This is a genomic window from Streptomyces sp. NBC_01363 (assembly GCF_026340595.1).
GTDB lineage: Bacteria > Actinomycetota > Actinomycetes > Streptomycetales > Streptomycetaceae > Streptomyces.
Map to the genome: position 1 here is coordinate 4,054,907 of NZ_JAPEPF010000001.1, position 19,025 is coordinate 4,073,931.

Annotated in this window: 14 protein-coding genes and 3 pseudogenes; 11 read left to right on the forward strand and 6 right to left on the reverse strand. The window is 69.9% G+C overall.

Translation table 11 applies throughout. The features are described from left to right. Nucleotides 1–138 precede the first annotated feature (138 nt). Nucleotides 139–618 (forward strand): hypothetical protein, encoded by a 480-nt coding sequence (locus OG611_RS18675; protein WP_266421360.1) that lies wholly within the window; start codon nt 139–141, stop codon nt 616–618. Between the two features lie 64 nt (nt 619–682). On the opposite strand, the gene OG611_RS18680 is transcribed toward OG611_RS18675, so the two are convergent. Next, entirely contained in the window at nt 683–1,579 is an 897-nt protein-coding gene (locus tag OG611_RS18680; protein ID WP_266426013.1) for a DUF4231 domain-containing protein, read from the reverse strand. Nucleotides 1,580–1,847: 268 nt separating this feature from the next. Between OG611_RS18680 and OG611_RS18685 the strand changes: the two genes are divergently transcribed. The 5 genes from OG611_RS18685 to fxsT all read left to right on the forward strand — a co-directional run bounded on the left by OG611_RS18685 (nt 1,848) and on the right by fxsT (nt 10,781). Beyond that, nucleotides 1,848–2,564 carry a hypothetical protein gene (locus OG611_RS18685; RefSeq protein ID WP_266421361.1) on the forward strand — a complete coding sequence of 239 codons (717 nt, stop codon included), beginning with the start codon at nt 1,848–1,850 and terminating at the stop codon, nt 2,562–2,564. Between the two features lie 296 nt (nt 2,565–2,860). Continuing rightward, on the forward strand, nt 2,861–3,028 hold the full coding sequence (locus OG611_RS18690; RefSeq protein WP_266421364.1) for an FXSXX-COOH protein: 168 nt from the start codon (nt 2,861–2,863) through the stop codon (nt 3,026–3,028). 30 nt (nt 3,029–3,058) lie between these two features. Next, nucleotides 3,059–5,293, forward strand: a complete 2,235-nt coding sequence (fxsB, locus tag OG611_RS18695) for a radical SAM/SPASM protein FxsB, inactivated metallohydrolase extension form (protein WP_266421366.1) — start codon at nt 3,059–3,061, stop codon at nt 5,291–5,293. Nucleotides 5,294–5,503: 210 nt separating this feature from the next. Then, on the forward strand, nt 5,504–6,859 hold the full coding sequence (gene fsxC, locus OG611_RS18700) for an FxsC protein (protein WP_266426016.1): 1,356 nt from the start codon (nt 5,504–5,506) through the stop codon (nt 6,857–6,859). After that, nucleotides 6,843–10,781, forward strand: coding sequence for an FxSxx-COOH system tetratricopeptide repeat protein (gene fxsT / locus OG611_RS18705; RefSeq protein WP_266421369.1), 3,939 nt, complete (start codon nt 6,843–6,845; stop codon nt 10,779–10,781). The genes fsxC and fxsT overlap by 17 nt, the downstream gene beginning before the upstream one ends. A gap of 54 nt (nt 10,782–10,835) precedes the next feature. On the opposite strand, the gene OG611_RS18710 is transcribed toward fxsT, so the two are convergent. Together OG611_RS18710 and OG611_RS18715 are read right to left on the reverse strand one after the other, a co-directional pair. Then, entirely contained in the window at nt 10,836–11,711 is an 876-nt protein-coding gene (locus tag OG611_RS18710; RefSeq protein WP_266421372.1) for an alpha/beta fold hydrolase, read from the reverse strand. Between the two features lie 159 nt (nt 11,712–11,870). Then, the gene (locus tag OG611_RS18715; protein ID WP_266421375.1) at nt 11,871–12,626 is read right to left on the reverse strand and encodes a hypothetical protein; all 756 of its coding nucleotides are present in this window, start codon (nt 12,624–12,626) and stop codon (nt 11,871–11,873) included. Between the two features lie 218 nt (nt 12,627–12,844). On the opposite strand from OG611_RS18715, the gene OG611_RS18720 reads away from it, so the two are divergent. Beyond that, nucleotides 12,845–13,852, forward strand: a complete 1,008-nt coding sequence (locus tag OG611_RS18720; protein ID WP_266421378.1) for a LysR family transcriptional regulator — start codon at nt 12,845–12,847, stop codon at nt 13,850–13,852. Nucleotides 13,853–14,024: 172 nt separating this feature from the next. Here the strand turns inward: OG611_RS18720 and OG611_RS18730 are convergent, their stop codons facing one another. Together OG611_RS18730 and OG611_RS18735 are read right to left on the reverse strand one after the other, a co-directional pair. Next, a complete protein-coding gene (locus tag OG611_RS18730) occupies nt 14,025–15,290 on the reverse strand; it encodes a VWA-like domain-containing protein (RefSeq protein WP_266421380.1) in 1,266 nt (421 codons plus the stop codon). A 14-nt stretch (nt 15,291–15,304) separates the two neighbouring features. After that, nucleotides 15,305–15,607 (reverse strand): annotated as a pseudogene (locus OG611_RS18735) (AAA family ATPase); the annotation flags it as partial. 7 nt (nt 15,608–15,614) lie between these two features. Here OG611_RS18735 and OG611_RS18740 point away from each other — a divergent pair. Then, nucleotides 15,615–15,794 (forward strand): annotated as a pseudogene (locus OG611_RS18740) (AAA family ATPase); the annotation flags it as partial. On the opposite strand, the pseudogene OG611_RS18745 reads toward OG611_RS18740, so the two are convergent. Further along, nucleotides 15,788–16,090, reverse strand: a pseudogene (locus OG611_RS18745) (hypothetical protein); the annotation flags it as partial. The pseudogenes OG611_RS18740 and OG611_RS18745 sit on opposite strands and share 7 nt — an antisense overlap. A 296-nt stretch (nt 16,091–16,386) precedes the next feature. Here OG611_RS18745 and OG611_RS18750 point away from each other — a divergent pair. The 3 genes from OG611_RS18750 to OG611_RS18760 all read left to right on the forward strand — a co-directional run bounded on the left by OG611_RS18750 (nt 16,387) and on the right by OG611_RS18760 (nt 19,024). Then, nucleotides 16,387–17,820 carry a protein kinase gene (locus OG611_RS18750; RefSeq protein ID WP_266421383.1) on the forward strand — a complete coding sequence of 478 codons (1,434 nt, stop codon included), beginning with the start codon at nt 16,387–16,389 and terminating at the stop codon, nt 17,818–17,820. 164 nt (nt 17,821–17,984) lie between these two features. Then, nucleotides 17,985–18,830 carry a competence protein CoiA family protein gene (locus OG611_RS18755; RefSeq protein ID WP_266421386.1) on the forward strand — a complete coding sequence of 282 codons (846 nt, stop codon included), beginning with the start codon at nt 17,985–17,987 and terminating at the stop codon, nt 18,828–18,830. After that, the gene (locus tag OG611_RS18760; protein ID WP_266421389.1) at nt 18,818–19,024 is read left to right on the forward strand and encodes a hypothetical protein; all 207 of its coding nucleotides are present in this window, start codon (nt 18,818–18,820) and stop codon (nt 19,022–19,024) included. The genes OG611_RS18755 and OG611_RS18760 overlap by 13 nt, the downstream gene beginning before the upstream one ends. The last annotated feature ends 1 nt before the right edge of the window (nt 19,025 follow it).

Sequence of the window (19,025 nt, forward strand, 5' to 3'; positions counted from 1 at the left end):
GGGGCTCCCGTTCACCCCGCGGCTTTTGAGAGGATGTGGGGCAGGTCGGTCACGCAGGAGCGACGGGGGCGGGTTCCGTACCAACCGGAGGGATTCCCTCCGGAGCCCCCGGTAGACACCTCAGGGGGTTCCAGGTCCGTGAAACGCATCGGAGTGACCGGTCATCGCACCATCCCGCAGGAGGCCCACGCCCATGTGCTCGCAGGGTTACGGGCGGCGCTCGGCGGCCTCGAAGGCTCTTTGGAGGCCCTCTCCAGCCTGGCGGTGGGAGCGGACCAGCTCTTCGCCGACCTCGCCCTGGCCCGCGGCGCGGACCTGACCGTGGTCATCCCGAGCGGCGACTACGAATCCTGCTTCGCCGACGCGGCCGAACTCGCCCGCTACCGGGCCCTCAAGGGCCGGGCGGCCCGGGAGGTCCGGCTGGGCTACCCGCACTCCACCGACGAGGCGTACTACGCGGCGGGCGCGTACATCGCCGACCACTGCGACCGGCTGCTCGCGGTGTGGGACGGCCGGCCGGCCCGCGGCCTCGGCGGAACGGGCGACATCGTGACGTACGCCCGGAGCCTGGGCCGCCCGGTCACGGTGATCTGGCGCGCGGGCGTGGAGCGCACCTGACCGTCCGCCGCGCCAGGGGCCGCGCGCGAGCCCGGCCACGGGCGGTCCGCCGCTGGCCGGTGGCTCACATCTGGTGCCGGGCCAGCCAGTCGGTGTGCTGCGGGGAGACGATGCGCTCGGTCTCGAAGACCGCCCCCGGCCACTGACGCTCGGTCAGCGTGGTCTCCATCGCCACCTGCATCGCCTCCAGGTCCTGCTCCACCAGCGAGTGGGCCGAGATCAGCGGGTGGTGCCGGCGCATCTCGCTCCACGCCAGACAGGCGGCCGCCGCTGCCGACAGCACCCCCGTCGGGGCGAAGGACTGGGTGACGGAGAACATCCTCAGCACGGCGAACACCAGGGCGAGCGCGGTCAGTGCCGCAATCGTGGTCGACCAGACCAGGGTGGCCCGCCGGGAGACCTCCTGGCGCCTGCGGTACCAACTTCTCTGCTCTATCAGCCGGTCCCGTACATACGTCTCCTTGCGTACGGTGAACGCCTTCTCCCGCAACTCGCGCATCGAGCCGGTGATCAGCCCGCCCGAATCCGCCGTCAGGTCGCGGGGGTCGGCCCACCCCACTTTGCGGAGTTCCTGAAGACCCTCTTCGAGGCGATTGGCGAACACCGCCTCCGGGTGATGGGTGCTGGTGTCGAACGGTGATCCGTGCACCGAGTAGCGCCAGCACATCGACTTGATGAACTCCGCCGCCGAGCGGTTGAGTTGCCAATGCGACTTTGCTTTGCGCCGGGCGGAGAGGTACGTCGTGATCAGGACGCCCAGGTAGGCCAACACGCCGACGGCATCGGAGAGCTGGAACGTGTCAGCGATCTCGACGTGCCAGGGGAGTGCGGCCGGTACGGCCCCGGTGACCAGGAGAATCAGTTGAATGCGGGTGGTGTTCACCGCCTCCCGCTGCCTCGCGACGGCTATCCCGTCCGTGTGGTGAAAGAGCGCCGGAAGATCGGCGTTCCTGAAGACCATGCTCTGGAGCGGCCCTGGAAGCGCCGTCATGTTCACTCCCGTTTGCGGTTATGGGCATGCTCGTTCGGTGACTTGAATGGGGCCACGAGCGTAGAGGTGCACCGTCGGGCGCGGCAATGGACCTGGGGCGTCAGTGGTGCTTTTCGGTCCCCGGTAAGGCCCCCCTCGTGCGATCCGGGACACTGTGGCAATGTGGTCCAACAGACCTTGTTGCTGGGCGTGTTGACGTCCAGTATGTGTCTCGCGACGGACTGACGGAGGATCAGGGATGACTGAGGGATACAGCGAGAACGTGGATCCGCTGTCCGACGCTCAGCGTCGGGTCCGCCGAAGCCCTCTGCTGTTCACCGCGCCGCTCGTGCTCCTCGGCCTGCTGACCGCACTGCTCGTCTGGGAAGCGGTCCGGGTCAACGTGTCGGCCGAGGCGCAGGCCGAGTGGCCGTGGCGTCTGCAGCTGATCGATGGGCAGGTGCTGGGAAGTCTGCTGGCGGTCTCGCTGGGGGCCGTACTGGCACGCGCGCAGTACGCCCGCACGGTCAGGCCGTACCTGGGCTGGCGGGCTGCCTGGACGAAGGGACTGCTGACCGCCCAGGCGCCTGCGTGGCGCGTCGGAATACTCAACGGCGGCCAGCACATGGCCGTGATCGAATCATGGGACATCAGGGTGGTCATGCAGGGTGCGGACGACTCGGCCGACGCGCGGTGGAGCAGCGTGCCGGACACCGTGGCCGAGTTGACCGAGGCCGGATTCGTCGTCGGGGAGGACTTCCGGCTCATCGCGTTCGGTGCCGGATTTCCTCTGATGGGAGCCGTGGGAGGTCATGACACGGTGCTGGTGGGTGCGTTCTCCGAATCCTTTGCCCAGCGGGTCCAGTCGCTCTATGTCCGTGTGAGGGTTACGGATGTCGTGGGCGACACCCATGAGCGGACCATGGACTGCCTGAAGGGCGTATGGACCGACAAGGTCGCTCCGGTGGCCGACTGACGCCCGCCGGGACGTGAGCCGCCCGTGCTGCCGCGGGGCGGCACGGGCGGGCCCGGGTTCGCCCCCCCCAATGACCTGCCCCACCTGTGTTTCCCTCGGGTTTCCCCCGACTTGCGCGGCGTGATGAGGCCTGTTCGAGCGGGAAGAGTAAGTCCTGTACTGCATCGGGACGAAGAAAGGATCACTGCGGTGCGTCAGCCGGGATAGAGAGGTAAAGTCGTGCCGCCGGGCACTGTGTTCATACAGAAACTGGCTGCTTTTCTCCCTGATCCGGAAAACTCCCCTCAAGGACGGCCGTGAAGATCTCTGAATCCCCTCGCCCCTTCGCTGTTGCGAAGAAGGACTCGGTGCCGCTCTCCAAGATCGACACCCGCACCGCAGAAGCCGCCAGGAAGCTTGGCCGGGTATTTTCTGCCTCGGCCGATCGCCACAGCCTGGCGTCGACCTTCAGTTCCGCGCTCTGATTTGCGTTACATGCTGGCTAGACTGAGGGAATGACAGGACCCCTGGTCCCATTCCGCGAAATTGTGCTCAAAGTGCACAGCAGGTGCGATCTCGCCTGTGATCATTGCTACGTCTACGAACATGCAGATCAGAGCTGGCGTACCCGCCCTAAAGCAATCTCTGACGACGTCATCTTCCGGACAGCTCAGCGCCTGGCCGAGCATGCCACAACGCATGCGTTGCCCTCCGTGTCAGTGATCCTGCACGGAGGGGAGCCCCTACTGGCGGGCCCCGCCCGGCTGCGGCGCGTCTGCGAAGAGCTCACCTCCGCCTTCGAGGGCGTCGCGGAGCTCGACCTCCGTATCCACACCAACGGAGTCCAGCTCAGCCCGCGTTATCTCGACCTCTTCGACGAGTTCGGCGTCAGGGTCGGCATCTCCCTCGACGGTGACCGGGTCGCCAACGACCGACACCGCCGCTACGCCGACGGGCGCAGCAGCCACGCCTTGGTCCTCAAGGCCGTCGAGCTGCTCCGGCAGGAGCGATACCGCCATCTCTACCTCGGGCTCCTGTGCACCGTCGACATCGCGAACGACCCGCGCGCGGTTCTCGATGCGCTCGCCGAGCTCGACCCGCCACTCATCGACTTCCTGCTCCCGCATGCCACCTGGGACGATCCGCCGCCCCGTCCGGACGATTCCCCCACCGCCTACGCCGATTGGCTTCTCGCGGTCTTCGACCACTGGCAGGAGCGGGGACGCCCGGTGCCGGTGCGGTTGTTCTCCTCGGTGCTGTCCACGCTGAGCGGCGGCCCCAGCCTCACGGAGTCCCTGGGGCTCGCCCCCACGGACCTCGTCGTTGTCGAGACCGACGGCCAGCTGGAGCAGGTCGACTCGCTCAAGAGCGCCTACGAAGGCGCGGCGGCCACCGGATTCGATGTCTTCACCCATGCCTTCGACGAGGTCGCGGCCCACCCCGGGGTGCGGGCCCGCCAGCTCGGGCTGGCCGGCGTCAGCGAGACCTGCCGGGAATGCCCCGTCGTCCGTTCGTGCGGAGGCGGCCTGTACACGCACCGGTACAGGTCCACGGGACCGTCCGACGCATTCGACAACCCGTCCGTGTACTGCGCCGATCTGGCTGCACTGGTGCGCGGCATCGAGGCGCGTACGGCGGCGGCCCTCGTCGCTCCTGCGGTGACCGAGCCCGTCGAACTGGTCGCCGCCCAACAAGACCTCACCCGCACTCTGCTCGCCCTGCTCAACGTCGACATCGGACAGCACGGCGGCAAGCAGTGGGAGGCCGCCTGGGAGCTGGCCGCCGGCATCGAGGCGTCCGAGCAGGGGGCCCGCGGCCTGAACGAGGTGCTGGCGCACCCGTACGCGCGCACCTGGCTGCTGGACGCGATGGAACTGGTCCACGAGCGGCCCGGGGCCATGCGGGTGACGCGCCGGATGTCGGCGTACCTCGCGGTCGCCGTCGCACGGACCGGCCTGGATCTGTTGGTACGGATGCCCTTCTCGGGTGGCCGGATCTTCCTCCCCGGCCTCGGTGAACTGCGGATCGCGGACGAGGGGGAGGGCGGCACGGCGCTCTTGCGTGCCACCGAGGACGGCTTCCTCGTCCGGCGGGAAGGCGGCGACGCGGCCGAGCGCCGCATCGTACGGCCGGAGGTGGCAGGTCCCGGCTGGCGGCCGCTGCGCCGGATCCCGACACCCGGTTCGGCAGCCGGCTTCGTGCTCGACGACCTCGACCCGTACCGCGACTGCTTCGCCCTGCCCGCCGCGGGAGCGCTCGACGAGCGGGCCGCCGCCGGCCTGGCGGCCAGGATCGGCGAGGCATGGACACTCATCGAGGCGAAGGCTCCCGGGCGCACCGAGGAGATGGCCGGCCGTCTCACCACCCTCACCCCGCTGACCGGCCTGGCCCCGGCGGAGCCCGCCGTGGGGCGGCACGGATACGGCGCGCTGGGGATCGCCTCGGACGGAAGTTCCGAGGAAATGGCGTTCGCCCTGCTGCGCGGTTTCCGGCGGGCCGAATTGCGGGCGCTTCGGGATGTCACGGATCTTTACGCGGCGGACGGCTCCTGGGAACATCGGATTCCCTGGCAGGAACAACCAGTTCCGTTTTCCCGGTTGCTGGCCGACACCTATGAACGGATGGCGTTGGGGGCTTTCGACCCGCGCTACCTGGAGGGTGTACCGCAGGCCCTCGACACTCTGGAAGGTGCCGCCGAACTGACCATCGATGGGAAACGGTTGCTGGACCGGATGCGAAAAGAGATCTGAGGATCGCATTCCGGGTCGGCCGGGCCGTCCGTACGCACGGGGCAACCGGGAGGAGCAGGCGCAGACCCGATTCGATCAAGGAATGATCGACGGAACCTGGGAACGTATGACTGAAAAATGGCGTTGAATGACCGAACGCCATGGGGGTGGAGCAACGTCCGCTCCGGAATGATGAATTCGCTCGCATTCACCATCACTCCTCGGGTGCGGGTGCTCACACAGGACGGGGGTCGTGTGCACGCAACAACGCAGCAGCGAGCGGCGGACCATCGGCCGTACTTTTTCTTGAGTTATGCGCATACACCGGGGTACGGCGGTGGAACGGACCCCGACATGTGGGTCGAGCGGCTCTTCCAGGATCTCTGCGGCCATGTGATGGCCCTGACCGATCTCCCCGCGGGTGCGCCCGCGGGGTTCATCGACCGCGAGATACGCTCCGGCGAAGGCTGGTCGGAACGGCTCGGTGAGGCGCTCGCCACCTGCCGGGTGTTTGTTCCGCTGTTTTCGCCGCGTTACTTCGCGAGCGAGATGTGCGGCAAGGAGTGGTACGCCTTCGCTCAGCGCGCCATCCATCACCGGGCCCGTTCCAACCAGAGCGCCGAGGCGATCGTCCCGGCGCTCTGGGTACCCCTACCACCGAGCCAGCTCCCCGGGCCGGCCGAGCGATTACAGTTCAACCACCGTGACTTCGGCGACCGTTATGTCAGTGACGGGCTCTACGGGCTGATCAAACTCAAGCTCTTCGAGGAAGAGTACGAGCGCGCGGTGTACGAACTCGCCAAGCGCATCGTCACAGTCGCCGACACCATAAGGCTCGGCACCGGCCGCCCCGTCGACTACCGGCTGGCTCCCAGCGCCTTCGGCCCGCCGAACAGCGGAGTGGGCGGACCCCGTCCCATGCAGGTGACCATCGCCGCCCCCACACGGCACGACCTGCCCGAGGGGCGCAACGCCGACTACTACGGCGACAATCCGCAGGACTGGAACCCCTACCACCCGGCCGCCGCCCGCCCCCTGGCCTATGTCGCCCAGGACCTGGTGCGCTCCCTCAACTACCAGGTCACCGTCTCCTCCTTCGACGAGGAGTCCGGGCACCCGGAGGGCAAACAGCCTCCCAGCAGACCGGAGATCCTGCTCGTCGACCGCTGGGCCCTGCAGGACGAGGAGCGTCGAAGGCGGCTTGCCGCCTTCGACGCCGAGAATCGTCCCTGGGTGACGATGGTCGTGCCGTGGAACCGCGAGGACTCCGAAAGCAGGGCCTTCGAAGCCGAGTTGACTGAGAAACTCGAACAGACCATGCCGGCCAAGATGCGTCAGGGGCGGGCCTACTGCCGCGTCGCAGCCAGAGGCGTACCCAGCATGGACGCCTTCGGGCGGATCCTGCCGCAGGTGGTCGAAGTGGCGGCCCAGCAGTACTTGAGACATGCGGCGGTCTACCCGCCCGCCACCGGCGGCGGACACACCGAACGGACACGGTTGATGGGGCCGATGGCGCAGATGAACGACACCCCCGAGACACACGACCCTGCGACGGATGCGGAGGACACGGATGACGGCCAGTCGTGACGGGCGCATCGTCACCTTCTACTCGTACAAGGGCGGCACCGGGCGCACCATGGCCCTGGCCAACACCGCCTGGATACTCGCCGCCAACGGAAAACGGGTACTGGCCGTCGACTGGGACCTGGAGGCGCCGGGGCTCCACCGGTTCTTCCACCCGTTCCTCGACCCCTCGACACTCGGTGCCACCACCGGCGTCATCGATCTGATCACCGAGTACGCGTGGGCCGCGACCAGCCCCGTCCAGCGCGCCGACGACTGGCACCGCGACTACGCGCGTATCCAGCCGCACGCCGTCTCCCTCACCCCCGAGGCACTCGGCTGGGAGTTCCCGCAGGGCGGCACGCTCGACTTCGTCTCCGCCGGGCGGCAGAACCGCGAATACTCCGCGACCGTCTCCACCTTCGACTGGGACAACTTCTACGACCGCCTCGGCGGCGGCCACTTCTTCGACGCCCTGCGCGACGACATGAAGGCCAACTACGACTACGTCCTCATCGACAGCCGGACCGGCCTCAGCGACATCGCCGACATCTGCACCGTCCACCTCCCCGATGTCCTCGTCGACTGCTTCACGCTCAGCGACCAGTCCATCGACGGCGCCGCCTCCGTCGCCCGGCAGATCTCCGAGCGCTACACCGGCCGCCCCATCTCCATCTTCCCCGTCCCGATGCGCATCGACGAGGGCGAGAAGGAGAAGGCGGATGCCGGACGGGCGCTGGCCCGGCTGAAGTTCGACCGGCTGCCGCGCGACCTGTCCGGGGACGAACTCACCGCCTACTGGGGTGCGGTGGAGATTCCGTACCGCCCCTACTACGCCTACGAGGAGACCCTCGCGACCTTCGGCGACGAGGCGGGCCTCACCAACTCCCTGCTCTCCGCCTTCGAACGGCTCACCTCCGTCATCACCGACCAGCAGATCACCTCGATGCCACCGGTCGGCGAAGAGGTACGGCTGCGCATCCGTGACGCGTTCACCAGGCGCAGGCCCGCGCTGCCGGCCGATCTCTTCCTCAGCTATGTGGCGGAGAACCGGATGTGGGCCGACTGGATCGAATCCGTACTCACCCGGGCCGGTTTCCGTGTCGTACCGCGCGATGTGTCCGCCGAGCGGGAGACCGCCGAGCCGACGGAGATCACCACCGAGAACGCGACCCGCACCGTGGTGCTGCTCTCCAGCGCCTACCTCAAGTCGCAGCGCGCGGTGAACCTCTGGGACCGGGCCGTCGCGGAGGACCCCGGCGGCGGCCGACGTCATCTGCTGCCGCTCAGGGTCGGTGACGTACGGCTGTCCGCGCCCTACATCGACCGCAACCCCGTCGACCTCTTCCGGCTCGACGAGGTGCACGCCACCGCCGCCCTGCTGCGCGCCCTGGACCGGCCCGTACAGCTCACCGACGCCGTGTCGCCGGGACCGCGCTTCCCGGGCACCGTCCCCAGGATCTGGAACGCTCCGCCGCGCAACCCCGGTTTCACCGGCCGCTCCCTGGTCCTGGAACGGATGCGCGACCAGCTCGGCGGCGGCATGGCCGTCGTGCTGCCGCAGCCGCAGACCCTGTACGGACTCGGCGGCGTCGGCAAGACCCAGGTCGCCCTGGAGTACGTGCACCGCTTCATGGCCGACTACGACCTGGTCTGGTGGATATCGTCCGAGCAGACCGACGACGTGGTGGCCGCGCTCGCCGAGCTCGCGGTCCGGCTGGGCGCCCAGGGCGGCGACGACATGGCGGCGGCCTCCCAGGAGGCCGTGGACCTGCTGCGGCGCGGTGTGCCCTCGGACCGCTGGCTGCTGGTCTTCGACAACGCCGACGACCCCGAACGGCTCCGGCGCTACTTCCCGCAGGGCGGTTCCGGCCACATTCTGGTCACCTCGCGGAACCAGGCCTGGTCCCAGCACGGCGACGCCCTGCCCGTCGACGTCTTCCTGCGCGAGGAGTCCATCGAACACCTTCAGCGCCGGGCCCCGGGGCTGAGCGACGAGGACGCAGCCCAGGTGGCCACCGCGGTCGGTGACCTGCCGCTGGCCGTCGAACAGGCGGCGGCCTGGATCGCGGAGACCGCCACTCCGATCGACACCTATCTGGAACAACTGGCCCGGCAGGCCCCGGAGGTCCTGGCGCTCAACCAGCCGGCCGGTTACCCGGAGCCGGTCGCCGCGACCTGGAACATCTCCATCCAACGGCTGAAGGAGCGCTCGCCCGCCGCGGTGCGGCTGCTCCAGCTCTGCGCCTTCTTCGCCCCCGAGCCGATCTCCGGGAACCTCCTGTACAGCAAGGAGATGATCGACGCGCTGAAGCCGTACGACGCCTCGCTCCAGGAGAAGCTGGTGCTGGGCCGGGTCATCCGGGAGATCGGCCGGTTCGCCCTCGCCAAGGTCGACCAGGTCTCCAACTCCATCCAGGTGCACCGGCTCGTCCAGGCCGTCATCCGGGCGCAGCTCAGTGAGGAGGAGCAGCGGGACGCCCGGCACGCCGTCCACCGCATCCTGGCGGGCGCCCGGCCCGACGACGAGAACGAGCCGATCGACAACCCTGCGAGCTGGACGCAGTTCGCCACGATCTGGCCGCACCTCGGCCCGTCCGATGCCCGCAACTGCAAGGAGCCCGAGGCCCGCAGGCTGCTGATCGACCGGGTTCGCTATCTCTGGAAGCGAGGTGACTTCAGGACCGCCGCCGCCCTCGGCGAGGAACTGCGTGCCCTCTGGAAGGAGACGCTGGGGGAGCGGGACATCCAGTACCTCTACCTCTGTTTCCACCTCGCCAACGTCTACCGTTCGCGCGGCCGATATGTGGAGGCGAAGGAGCTCGACGAGATCACCCTGACGATGCAGCAGGAGGTCCTGGGACCGGAGCACCCGCACACGTACATGAGCACCAGCAGCCTGGCGACCGACCTCGGCACGCTGGGTGAGTACACCAGGGCGATCGAGCTGGCGACGGAGGCGACCGACGGGTTCAATCAGATCTTCCACGATTCGCACCCGAGGACCCTGGCGGCGGCCAACAACTTGGCGTTCACCCTGCGGTCCATCGGGCAGTACGCCAGGGCCAGGGAGATCGACCAGGACGTCTTCGACAAGCGGGTCGAGGTGCTCGGCGCGGAGCACCCGTACAGCCTCTCCTCGGCCATGAACCTGGCCCGCGACCTGCGTGACGTCGGGCGGTACGAGGACGCGGTCGGCATCCTCAGCCGCACGTACGACAGCTACAAGGCAACGCTCGGCCGGGCCTTCCCGGGCACGCTGAGCGCGGCGAAGAGCCTCGCGGTGTCGCTGCGCCGGGCGGGCAGGCTGGAGGACGCCCGCAGGCTCACGGTGGCCACCCGTGCCAGGTACCGGGCCAAGTACACAGCCGCCAACCCGGAGTCGCTGGCCTGTGACCTCAACATGGCGGCGGACCTGTACGCGGCGGGCGAGACCACCGAGGCCAGGAACACCGCGCAGGAGGTCGTCGACCAATACATGAAGGTGCCGGGGGAAAAGCACCCGTACACCCTGGCCGCCCTGAACAACCTCGGCGTCTACCAGTTGGGGGCCGGCGAGGTGGAGGAGTCGGAACGGGTACTGACCCGGGTGGTCGCTTCGATGCGCGAGGTGTACGGGCCGGAGCACCCCAACACCCTGTTCTGTGTGATGAACCTGGCCAACGCGACGGCTGAGACGGGCAATCTCGACATCGTGCTGGAAACCGAACGGAAGGTGGCTGGACAGCTCAGGCGTGTCCTCGGGGCACACCACCCGGAGACGCTGGCCATGAAGTCGAACATGGCGGTCACCCTCGACGCGATGGGGCGCAAGGACGAGGCGATGCGGCTGCGGGCGGAATCGGCCGAGGAGCTGTCCCGGCAGCTCGGCGAGGACCATCCGATGAGCCGGATCGCCCGGGACGAGCGCCGGTTCGAGCGTGAACTGGAACCGATGGCGGTATGAGCCCGAGGAGCGTCCGGCCGCCGCCGGACGCTCCCCGACCCGCCCGCCCGTCGCTCAGCGGGCGGGCGGGTCCAGCAGCCAGTTCAGGATCCTGGGCAGCGCGTGGAGGGCGTCGAAGTGCGCTGCCGCCGGTTCCACCACGACGGTGGAGTTCGGGATGCGTTCGGCCAGCCAGCGGGAGTGGCCCACCGGCGAGAACACGTCCTTCTCGCCGTGCCACAGCATCACCGGACCCGTGATGTCCGCGGGGTCGAACCCCCACGGATTGCTGAACGCGAGCGCGTCGTCGATCCAGCCCCAGGCGGAAGTGCGCAGCCCCTCACGGTAGTTGCGCAGCAGCATGGTGCGGACCCCGGCGTCGTTGACCACCAGCCGGTCGGATTCGGTCAGTTCCTGGCGCAGATCGTCGATGAGCCGGACCGGGTTCTTCCTGATCACCGCGGACCGTGAGATGAACGACTCCGCGAGCCCGTCCGGATCGGCCGCCGCGGTGGAGTACGCCAGCACGTTGGAGGCGGCCATCCCGTCGAACCAGTCGAGACCGTCGGCCCCCCACGGGGCCAGCCCGACCAGCGCGGCGGTACGGGTCACCCGCTCGGGCATCAGCGCCGCGCAGGCCAGGGCGTGCGGGGCGCCACCGGACCGGCCCACCACGGCGAACCGATCGAGACCGAGGTGGTCCGCTATGGCCCGTACGTCCTGGACGGCATCGGCGACGCAGCGGCCCGGCAGCCGGTCGGATTCGCCGTAGCCCGGCCGGTCGTAGGTGATCAGCTGGGTCTTGCGCTGGTAGAGGACCATGCCGCGCGGAGCCGGACCGAGCCTGCTGCCGGGCATCCCGTGCAGCAGGAAGACCGGTCTGCCACGGGGATCCCCGAGACGCTCCACCACCAGATGCCGCCCGTCGTCCGCGCGCACCCGACTACGCACTTGGCGCCTCCTCCGTAAGGTGCGGGCACCGCGTGCCCGTCTTTTCCCACCCGATTCGATGATGGCTCATCAGACCCCTTACCGGGACGGTGCGTTGGGAAACCGCAAGGGGTGTTCGGGGGGCGTGCTCGTCATTCCGTCCGGTGCCGGCCGACGGCGCTACTGTCGCGGGATCTCGACCTCGGAGCGGATCGCCCGCATGATCGGGGCGACATCGGCGGCGGTGAAGCCGAGTTTGGTGCTGGTGCCGTCGGCCTTGGCGATTAGGGTGACGCCGGCGGCGGTGGTCGGAGTGAACCAGGAGCAGGTGGAGACCGCTGTGGCGAGCATGTCGGTCCGGAGGAGGACGGTGTTGCAGATCGCCCGGCCGCCGTGCGGGCCTGGCTTGGCGTCGATGGCGCTGGTGGTGGTCCGGTCGCCGGCGCCGTCGTCGTGGACCGCCGGGAGCTGGTTGAGGATGTCGTGCAGGTGGTCGGGCTCGAAGCCGCTGCCGGTGACCCCCGTGTAGAAGATCCACGCGCCGTCCGCCCGGTCGTCGTAGTAGGCGCGTACCGGTGTGCCGGACACGTCGAGACGCGCGGCGTTCTTCCGGGTGTCGTCGTTGAACCTCCGCACCATGTCCGCCGGTGGCTGACCCTGCGGATAGCCGGCCGCGACCTGCGGGGCACTGAGCGCCCACGAGCTGCTGTTGTTCCCGCTGTTCCTGTCGTTCCCGTTGTTCCCGTGGGTGCCGCCGTCGGAGGGCCCGCTCCGGGCAGTGGGGGCGGCAGGGCCGTTGGACGAGTCGGTGGCAGGGCCGCAGGCCGACACCAGGGGCAGTCCCAACAGGGCGCAGACCACGGCCAGCGCGACCGGGGGCCGACCGGGACGCGGGGCGGACGACACTCGGACGCGCTTCGGAACGGAACTGGCCATGTGCGGCCTCCTTGTGAACGGGACATGACCGGGCTTCGGGCATGCCTGTGCCAGGGCGGATGCTGGCCGAAGCCCTCGGGATATCGGTGAGTCTCGCAGCTGTAGGGCCGCGAGGCAGCCCCGTTGCACAGCAGTGCTTAACCCCCCTCGACAGAGGGACTGGCGGTGCGTCGGTACAGTCCGTGGCACATCCCCTGACACGGAGGAGGGCAGCGCGCATGGACCTCGACCCCAGGCGCCTGCTGGTCCTGAGCGCGATCGCGCGGAGCGGCGGCCTCGCTCCGGCGGCACGCGTGCTCGGCCATACGCGGTCGGCGGTTTCGCAGCAACTGGCGAGCCTGGAACGAGAGGTGGGCCTGCCACTGGTCGACCGTTCGGGCCCACGGCTGGAACTCACCGCGGCCGGCCGGATGCTCGCCGCCACCGGGGACCGCATCGGTCAGGAGCTCGCCGCCGCGGCACAGCAGTTGGGCTCCGTGAACCAGCAGGGCGTCCAGGGGCCGGTGGCGATCGGGGCCACGTCGTGGGTGCTTGCCCGGATCGCGGTCCGGGCGCTGCGGCTGCTGGCCAGGTCGCATCCGCGGGTCGAACCGAGGTTCGTGGAGGCCGGGCTGCAGGACGGCCTGCGGCAGCTGCGGATGGGCGAGCTGGACGTCCTGGTCGTCACCGACGACCGGGACACCGCGCTGCCGCTGCCGCCCTCGGTGCGGGCGCAGGTGCTGAGCGAGGACTACTACCGCGTGGTCGTCCCGGCCACCTGGGACGTGCCGACCGGCGCTGCCGGACTCTCCGGCCGTCCGTGGATCAGCGCCCCCGCGCACTCCGCTCGTGGCCGTGCCTTCGCCCGGTTCGCGAGCGTCCACGGGGTCGTGCCGTCGGTCGAGCACCTGGCCGACCACATGATCGCCGTCCAGACGCTGCTGGCCGGGCAGCTCGGGGCCGCGGTCCTGCCGGCGCATTTCGCGGCCCAGTTGGAGCAGGTGACGGTGACGACGCTGCCCGTCACCGGCAGCCAGATCACACGGACGCTCTACCGCACCGGCCACGACGGCACCGCCGCGGCCGCCCGGGTGGTGGCCGACGCCTTGCAGCAGGCGGCCCGTGACCACGCCGAGGCGGCGACCGTCGCCGGACACACGAGGGGCGACATCATCGTCCGTACGCTGCACGATCCCACCGAGGTGCCTCCGCCCACGCCCTCTCGTCGCACGCCGGGCAGGCCGTAGGCGTATTGCCCTGCGAGGGCGAGGGCGTGTCCGCCAACCGCGCGCGAGGCCCACGAACGCCGCCCACTCGCCCTGACCGACCCACAGCACCGTTTCGGCGCCCGCGGTCTTCGAGTCCCGTACGGCACCCGTACCGGACCCGTACGACCGGTCGGCGACGTCGGCCGCGGGTTCACCGCCTCCCGGGATCCGCGCCGATGACGACCGTTCGCGCCCACTCGGGCGGGGAGCCCGGGACGTAGTGGGGATCGTCGTCCTCGTCCCACGACCGGGGGAACAGGCCCACCACCGTCCGGCACGGCGGCTGTGTGCTCGGCCAGGGGGTCTGGCCATCGGTCAGGACCACGACGACATCGGGCCGCGGCTGCATCCGGAGGGCCCTGGCGAAGCCTGAGCGCAGATCCGTGCCCCCGCCGCCCACCAGCGGGATTCCCTCGGCACGGCACAGCGGATGCGCGACCCGGGCCGCCGCGTCGCACGGAAGGACGGTGATCAGGTCGCGACGGCCGCCGACGGCGCGGGAGATCGCGGCAACCTCCAGGAGCGCGCTGCCCAGTTCGGTGTCACTGACCGAAGCGGACGTGTCGATGACCACGGAGACCCGGGGCGGTCTGCGCCTCAGGCTCGGCAGCACGGCGCCGGGCACACCGGCCGAGCGCCGCGACGGGCGGCCGTACGTGTAGTCCTCGCCCGCGCCGGACCCGGAGGTGGCCGAACGTACCGCCGCACCCAGCAACTCCCGCCACGGCTGCGGCGGGTGGAAGGCCTTCTCCGCCCACCGCTTCCACCCCTTCGAGGCGTTCCCCGGACGGCCGGTGATGCCCTGCGCCACCCGGAACCGGACCGCGTCCCGTTCCTGCTCGCTGAGGCCGTGCGCGCCGTCCGGCCCCAGGTCCCACTCCCGCTCCAGTCCGTCGGCGCCACTGCCGCAGTCCAGCCAGGCCAGGTCCTGCGTATGCGGCCCGAGCCGGAACCGGCGCAGGTAGTCCTCCATGAGCCGGCCCTCGGGGAGCCCCAGGAAGGCCGGATCGACGACGCCCTCCGGCCGGGCCAGCCCCTCACCGAACACGTCGTCGTTGATCTCGCAGTCGGCGGCGATGTTCATCCGCAGCCGTTCCGCGGGGCCGGTCAGCCCGCGCTCCCGTGCGACCCGGTCGCTGCGCCCGTGGTGGTCGCGCAGCAGGTGCGACACCTCGTGCACCCAGACCCCGGCCAGTTCCTCCACCGGGGTCCGGTCCACGAAACCGGGCGAGACATAGCACCGCCAGTGCCGGTCGACGGCCATCGTCGGTACCCGTCGCGACTCCACGACACCCAGGGCGAACAGGGCCGTCGCCAAGTAGGGACGGGCCCGGACGGCTTGCAGCCGGGCGGCGAAGAGCTTGTCGAGGTCCAGTGTTCCCGGTGCGTCCGGGGCCATCGCTGTGTCCGGGACCATCGGCGCGTCCGGGATCATCGGCCGGCCTTCGCGGCGACCGCTTCCCGGTCCGCCGTCCGGGCAGCCGCCCGGTCCGCCCGCCGGGACAGGGACACCGCTCCGGCGAGCTGTTCGATCGATGCCGGGACGTCCCAGTCCTCCTGGCGCAACGAGGCGAGCGTGGTCGCGGGGACGACCACCACGTCCGGGGCTCCGGTCTCCAGCGCCCGGACCAGGAGCGCCCATGCCGCGTCCCAGCGGGACTTCTCCGGGCGATTGCGGACCGCCGCCACCACACCGTCGAGCACGGCCTGACGCAGATCCCCCCGCTCGGGCAGCTCGGACATGCAGTTGGAGGCGCTGACGCTGGCCGTGGCCGCCGATCTGCCCGTACTCCTGTGGGGCGAGCCCGGCATCGGCAAGACCGCCGCCCTGACCCAGCTCGCCGCCTCCCTGGACCTTCCGCTGACCACGGTCATCGCCAGCGTGCATGAGCCGTCCGACTTCTCGGGGCTGCCGATCGTCAGGCCCGGACGCAGCAGCCCGCGAGGAGCGATCCTCGGCAGGTGCCAGCGCAACAGGTCAGGAGCCAGGTGGCGCAGATCGTCCCGGGCCCGGGACGCGAGTTCCCGGCCGTGGGTGCGTGCCACGGACCGTGGGTCGAGATCGACATCGAGGCCTGCGGCGGCGCACGCTCCTGCCCAGTCGCCGGCATGCCGGCGGGCGGTCGCGGTCTCGATCATGGAGGGCGGCACGGCGAACTCTCGCACGCGCAGCCAGAAGGAAAGGCGGGAATCCCTGTTCGCGGCCTGAGTGAGCATCAGTACTCACCTTGCGCGGACGGGTCCCCCGATCTGATATCGGAGTGAGTTGTCATCGCGGGGCAGCGTAGCTCCTCATCTCCCGATCGGCCAGGTCTTTCCGCCCGGAAGGCCCCGAGCTCCGACAGCGGACGCGGCGTGCACGGGCCGCGAGTCGATCACGTCGGCCGTCAACTCCGTCGCCGGCCGGCTCCTTCGGCCACCGGCAGTCACCGCACCCATATACTCGTTGGCCGCCCTGCCCGTTCGCTGCCGCCCGGTGGCTCCGGGCCGGGGTGTCGGGGGAGGAGCACACAGTGGTGGGCGCGACCGGACCGATCCGGACAGGTGTGGTGCTGGCGGGCGGGCGCTACCGCATCGAGGAGCAGGTCGGCCAGGGCGGTATGGCTGCCGTTCACAAGGCGCACGACACGGCGCTGAACCGGACGGTCGCCGTCAAGACCATGTTGCCCGCCCTGGCCCACGACGAGCAGTACCGGGCGCGGTTCCGACGTGAGGCCCGGACGGCGGCCAGGCTCAGCCACCCCTGCGTGGTCGCGGTGCACGACACGGGGGAGGAGCGGTTCGAGGACGAACGGCTGATTCCCTACCTCGTGATGGAGTTCGTGCGCGGTGCCACGCTGAGCGCGCTGCTCGCGGAGTACGCGGCTTCCGGCCGGGCCATGACGCTCGACAGGGCCCTTGCACTGACCGCGGAGGTGCTCTCCGCGCTGACGGCCAGTCACGCCGCGGGAATCGTGCACCGTGACATCAAGCCCTCCAACGTCGTCGTGGCCGACGACGGTGCGGTCAAGGTGATGGACTTCGGTATCGCTCGCGCACTGGACGTGTCGGGGCCGGGGTCGGGAGGGACCGTACTGACAGCCACCGGTGGCCTGATCGGAACTCCCCACTACATGTCCCCCGAGCAGTTCGAAGGCCGTCGGGCGATCGACGGCAGATCCGATCTGTACGCGGTGGGCGTCATGCTGTTCCAGCTGATCAGCGGTCAGTTGCCCTTCGACGGCGACTCGCACATCTCCATCGGCTACCAGCACGCCACCACGGCGGCACCCACCCTGGCATCCGTGGGGGTCGGGGTGCCGGAGACGGTCGAGGCGCTGGTGGCCCGCGCGCTGGAGAAGAATCCGGGGGACCGGTTCCAGGACGCACACGCGATGCGCGCGCGGATCGAGTACGTACGGGAACAGATCAGCCACGCGGTGACGCAGGCGGACGCCGCCCGGTTCGTGCCGACGTCGGCGCCGACGGCCGTGGTCACGTCGACGGATCCCGTTCCTCCACCACCGGCCGAGCCGGCCCGGCCCAGGCCCGCGGACACGGGCCGAGGCGGTGACTTCCCACCGGGGTCGACCACCGCGCCCGTACCGCCTGCCGAGGGACGCAGCCACGGAGTCGGCGCGGTTCCCGGCCCGGCGCGGACGTCGGCGCAGAAGAACGAGGCGGCGCGGAAGAAGAAGGCGGCGCAGCGTCTGTGCGGGGCATACCTTCTGCTTGTTCCGGTCTTTCTGCTCCAGGCCGCTCCGGACTACCTGGCGTTCGTTGCGTTGATGGGCGCCGTATGGGGGATCCGGCTCACGGCCAGGGGCGGTTCGTCCCGTCCGGGGCAACAGCGCGGCGTCTCGTTCGCCGTTCTCCAGGTGGCGGCGATCGTGCCTCTCTCGGGACATTTCCTGTTGGTCATCGTGTCGCTCGCCCGATTGGTCTCGGCCGTGTCCGGCGAGAGCTGAGGGCTGTCCCGTAGTTCCTGCCATTTCCGGGAGCTCGGACGAAGACCGAGTGCCTGGTCAGCCCATTGCCCGGATCGAGTCGATCTTTATCGTGACCTGCGTGCATGCTTCAATGCATGTGCAGGAAAGAGTGGATTGTGTGAACCATTCGGGGGAGGGGCGCCATGGCCGAGTCGGATCGTCGGCTGGTGCAGACCGCGGTCATCGGGAGCGCCGCATCGGGCCTGGGCATCGTTCTGCCGCAAGAGGCCGACGAGCTCCGGCGCCTGCGTCGGCGGCATCCGACGTACAGCTATTGGTGCGGCACCCAGCTCGGTGGCTGCGGCAACAAGTTGTCCGACCGGCTCTACGTGGACAAGGTCTGCCACTTCGCCCACGCACCGAACACCTCCTGCCGGCGCAAGGCCAATGGCGCGAACAGTGCGGACCACCTCTTCATCAAGCAGGACCTCGCCCGCTGGGCCCGCAGGAGCGGTGTCGACGCGCGGGCCGTGCTGCGTGATCTGGGTACGGGGCCGGGTGACGCCGTCGACTTCCGGGTCCGTGAAACCCAGTCCAGGCTTGCCGCGTCGCGCTCCAACTCCGCCCACCCGGAGACCATGGCGGAGATGTACGGGACGTTCGGCCACGTACTCCGCTTCCGTTTCGGGACTGAGGGGGTGGAGCGGCGTATCCGGATCAGGGCGGAAGGGGCGCGGAGCAGCACCGACTGGGTGCCGCTCGACGCCTGCGCGATGACGCCCGAGGGCCTGCGGGTTGGGCGACGGATCGTACGCCTCCGCCTCTCCACGCCGGGCCCGTTGTGGGGACGGCTCCGGGTCCTGTGGGTGGACCGGCCGGTGCCGCGGCCCCCGCGGGACGGTACGCCCCTGCTCAAGCGTCCGTTGCTCCCGGGCGCGGCTCTTCGGCGGACGCTCCCGGTCGGCGGGCCGCCGCCGGTGCGGACCGCCGGTCCGGTCCGCGTACCAGCCCGCTCGTGCGGAAGGTCCAACGCCTGGTGGAGGAGCTGAACGTACTGGCGGCACCGGCGGAGGCCGACATGCGGATGAAGGCCGAGCGGCTGGACCGCGAGGCGGCGGCGTGGGCCGTGCGGTACGGGCGGCTGACGAGCCCGGACTTCTGGTCCGGCAAGGCCACGAAGGTCGCGGCCCAGGGGGATTCGCTCGCGGGCCGGCTGGAGAAGCTGGCGCAGCACCTGAAATGAC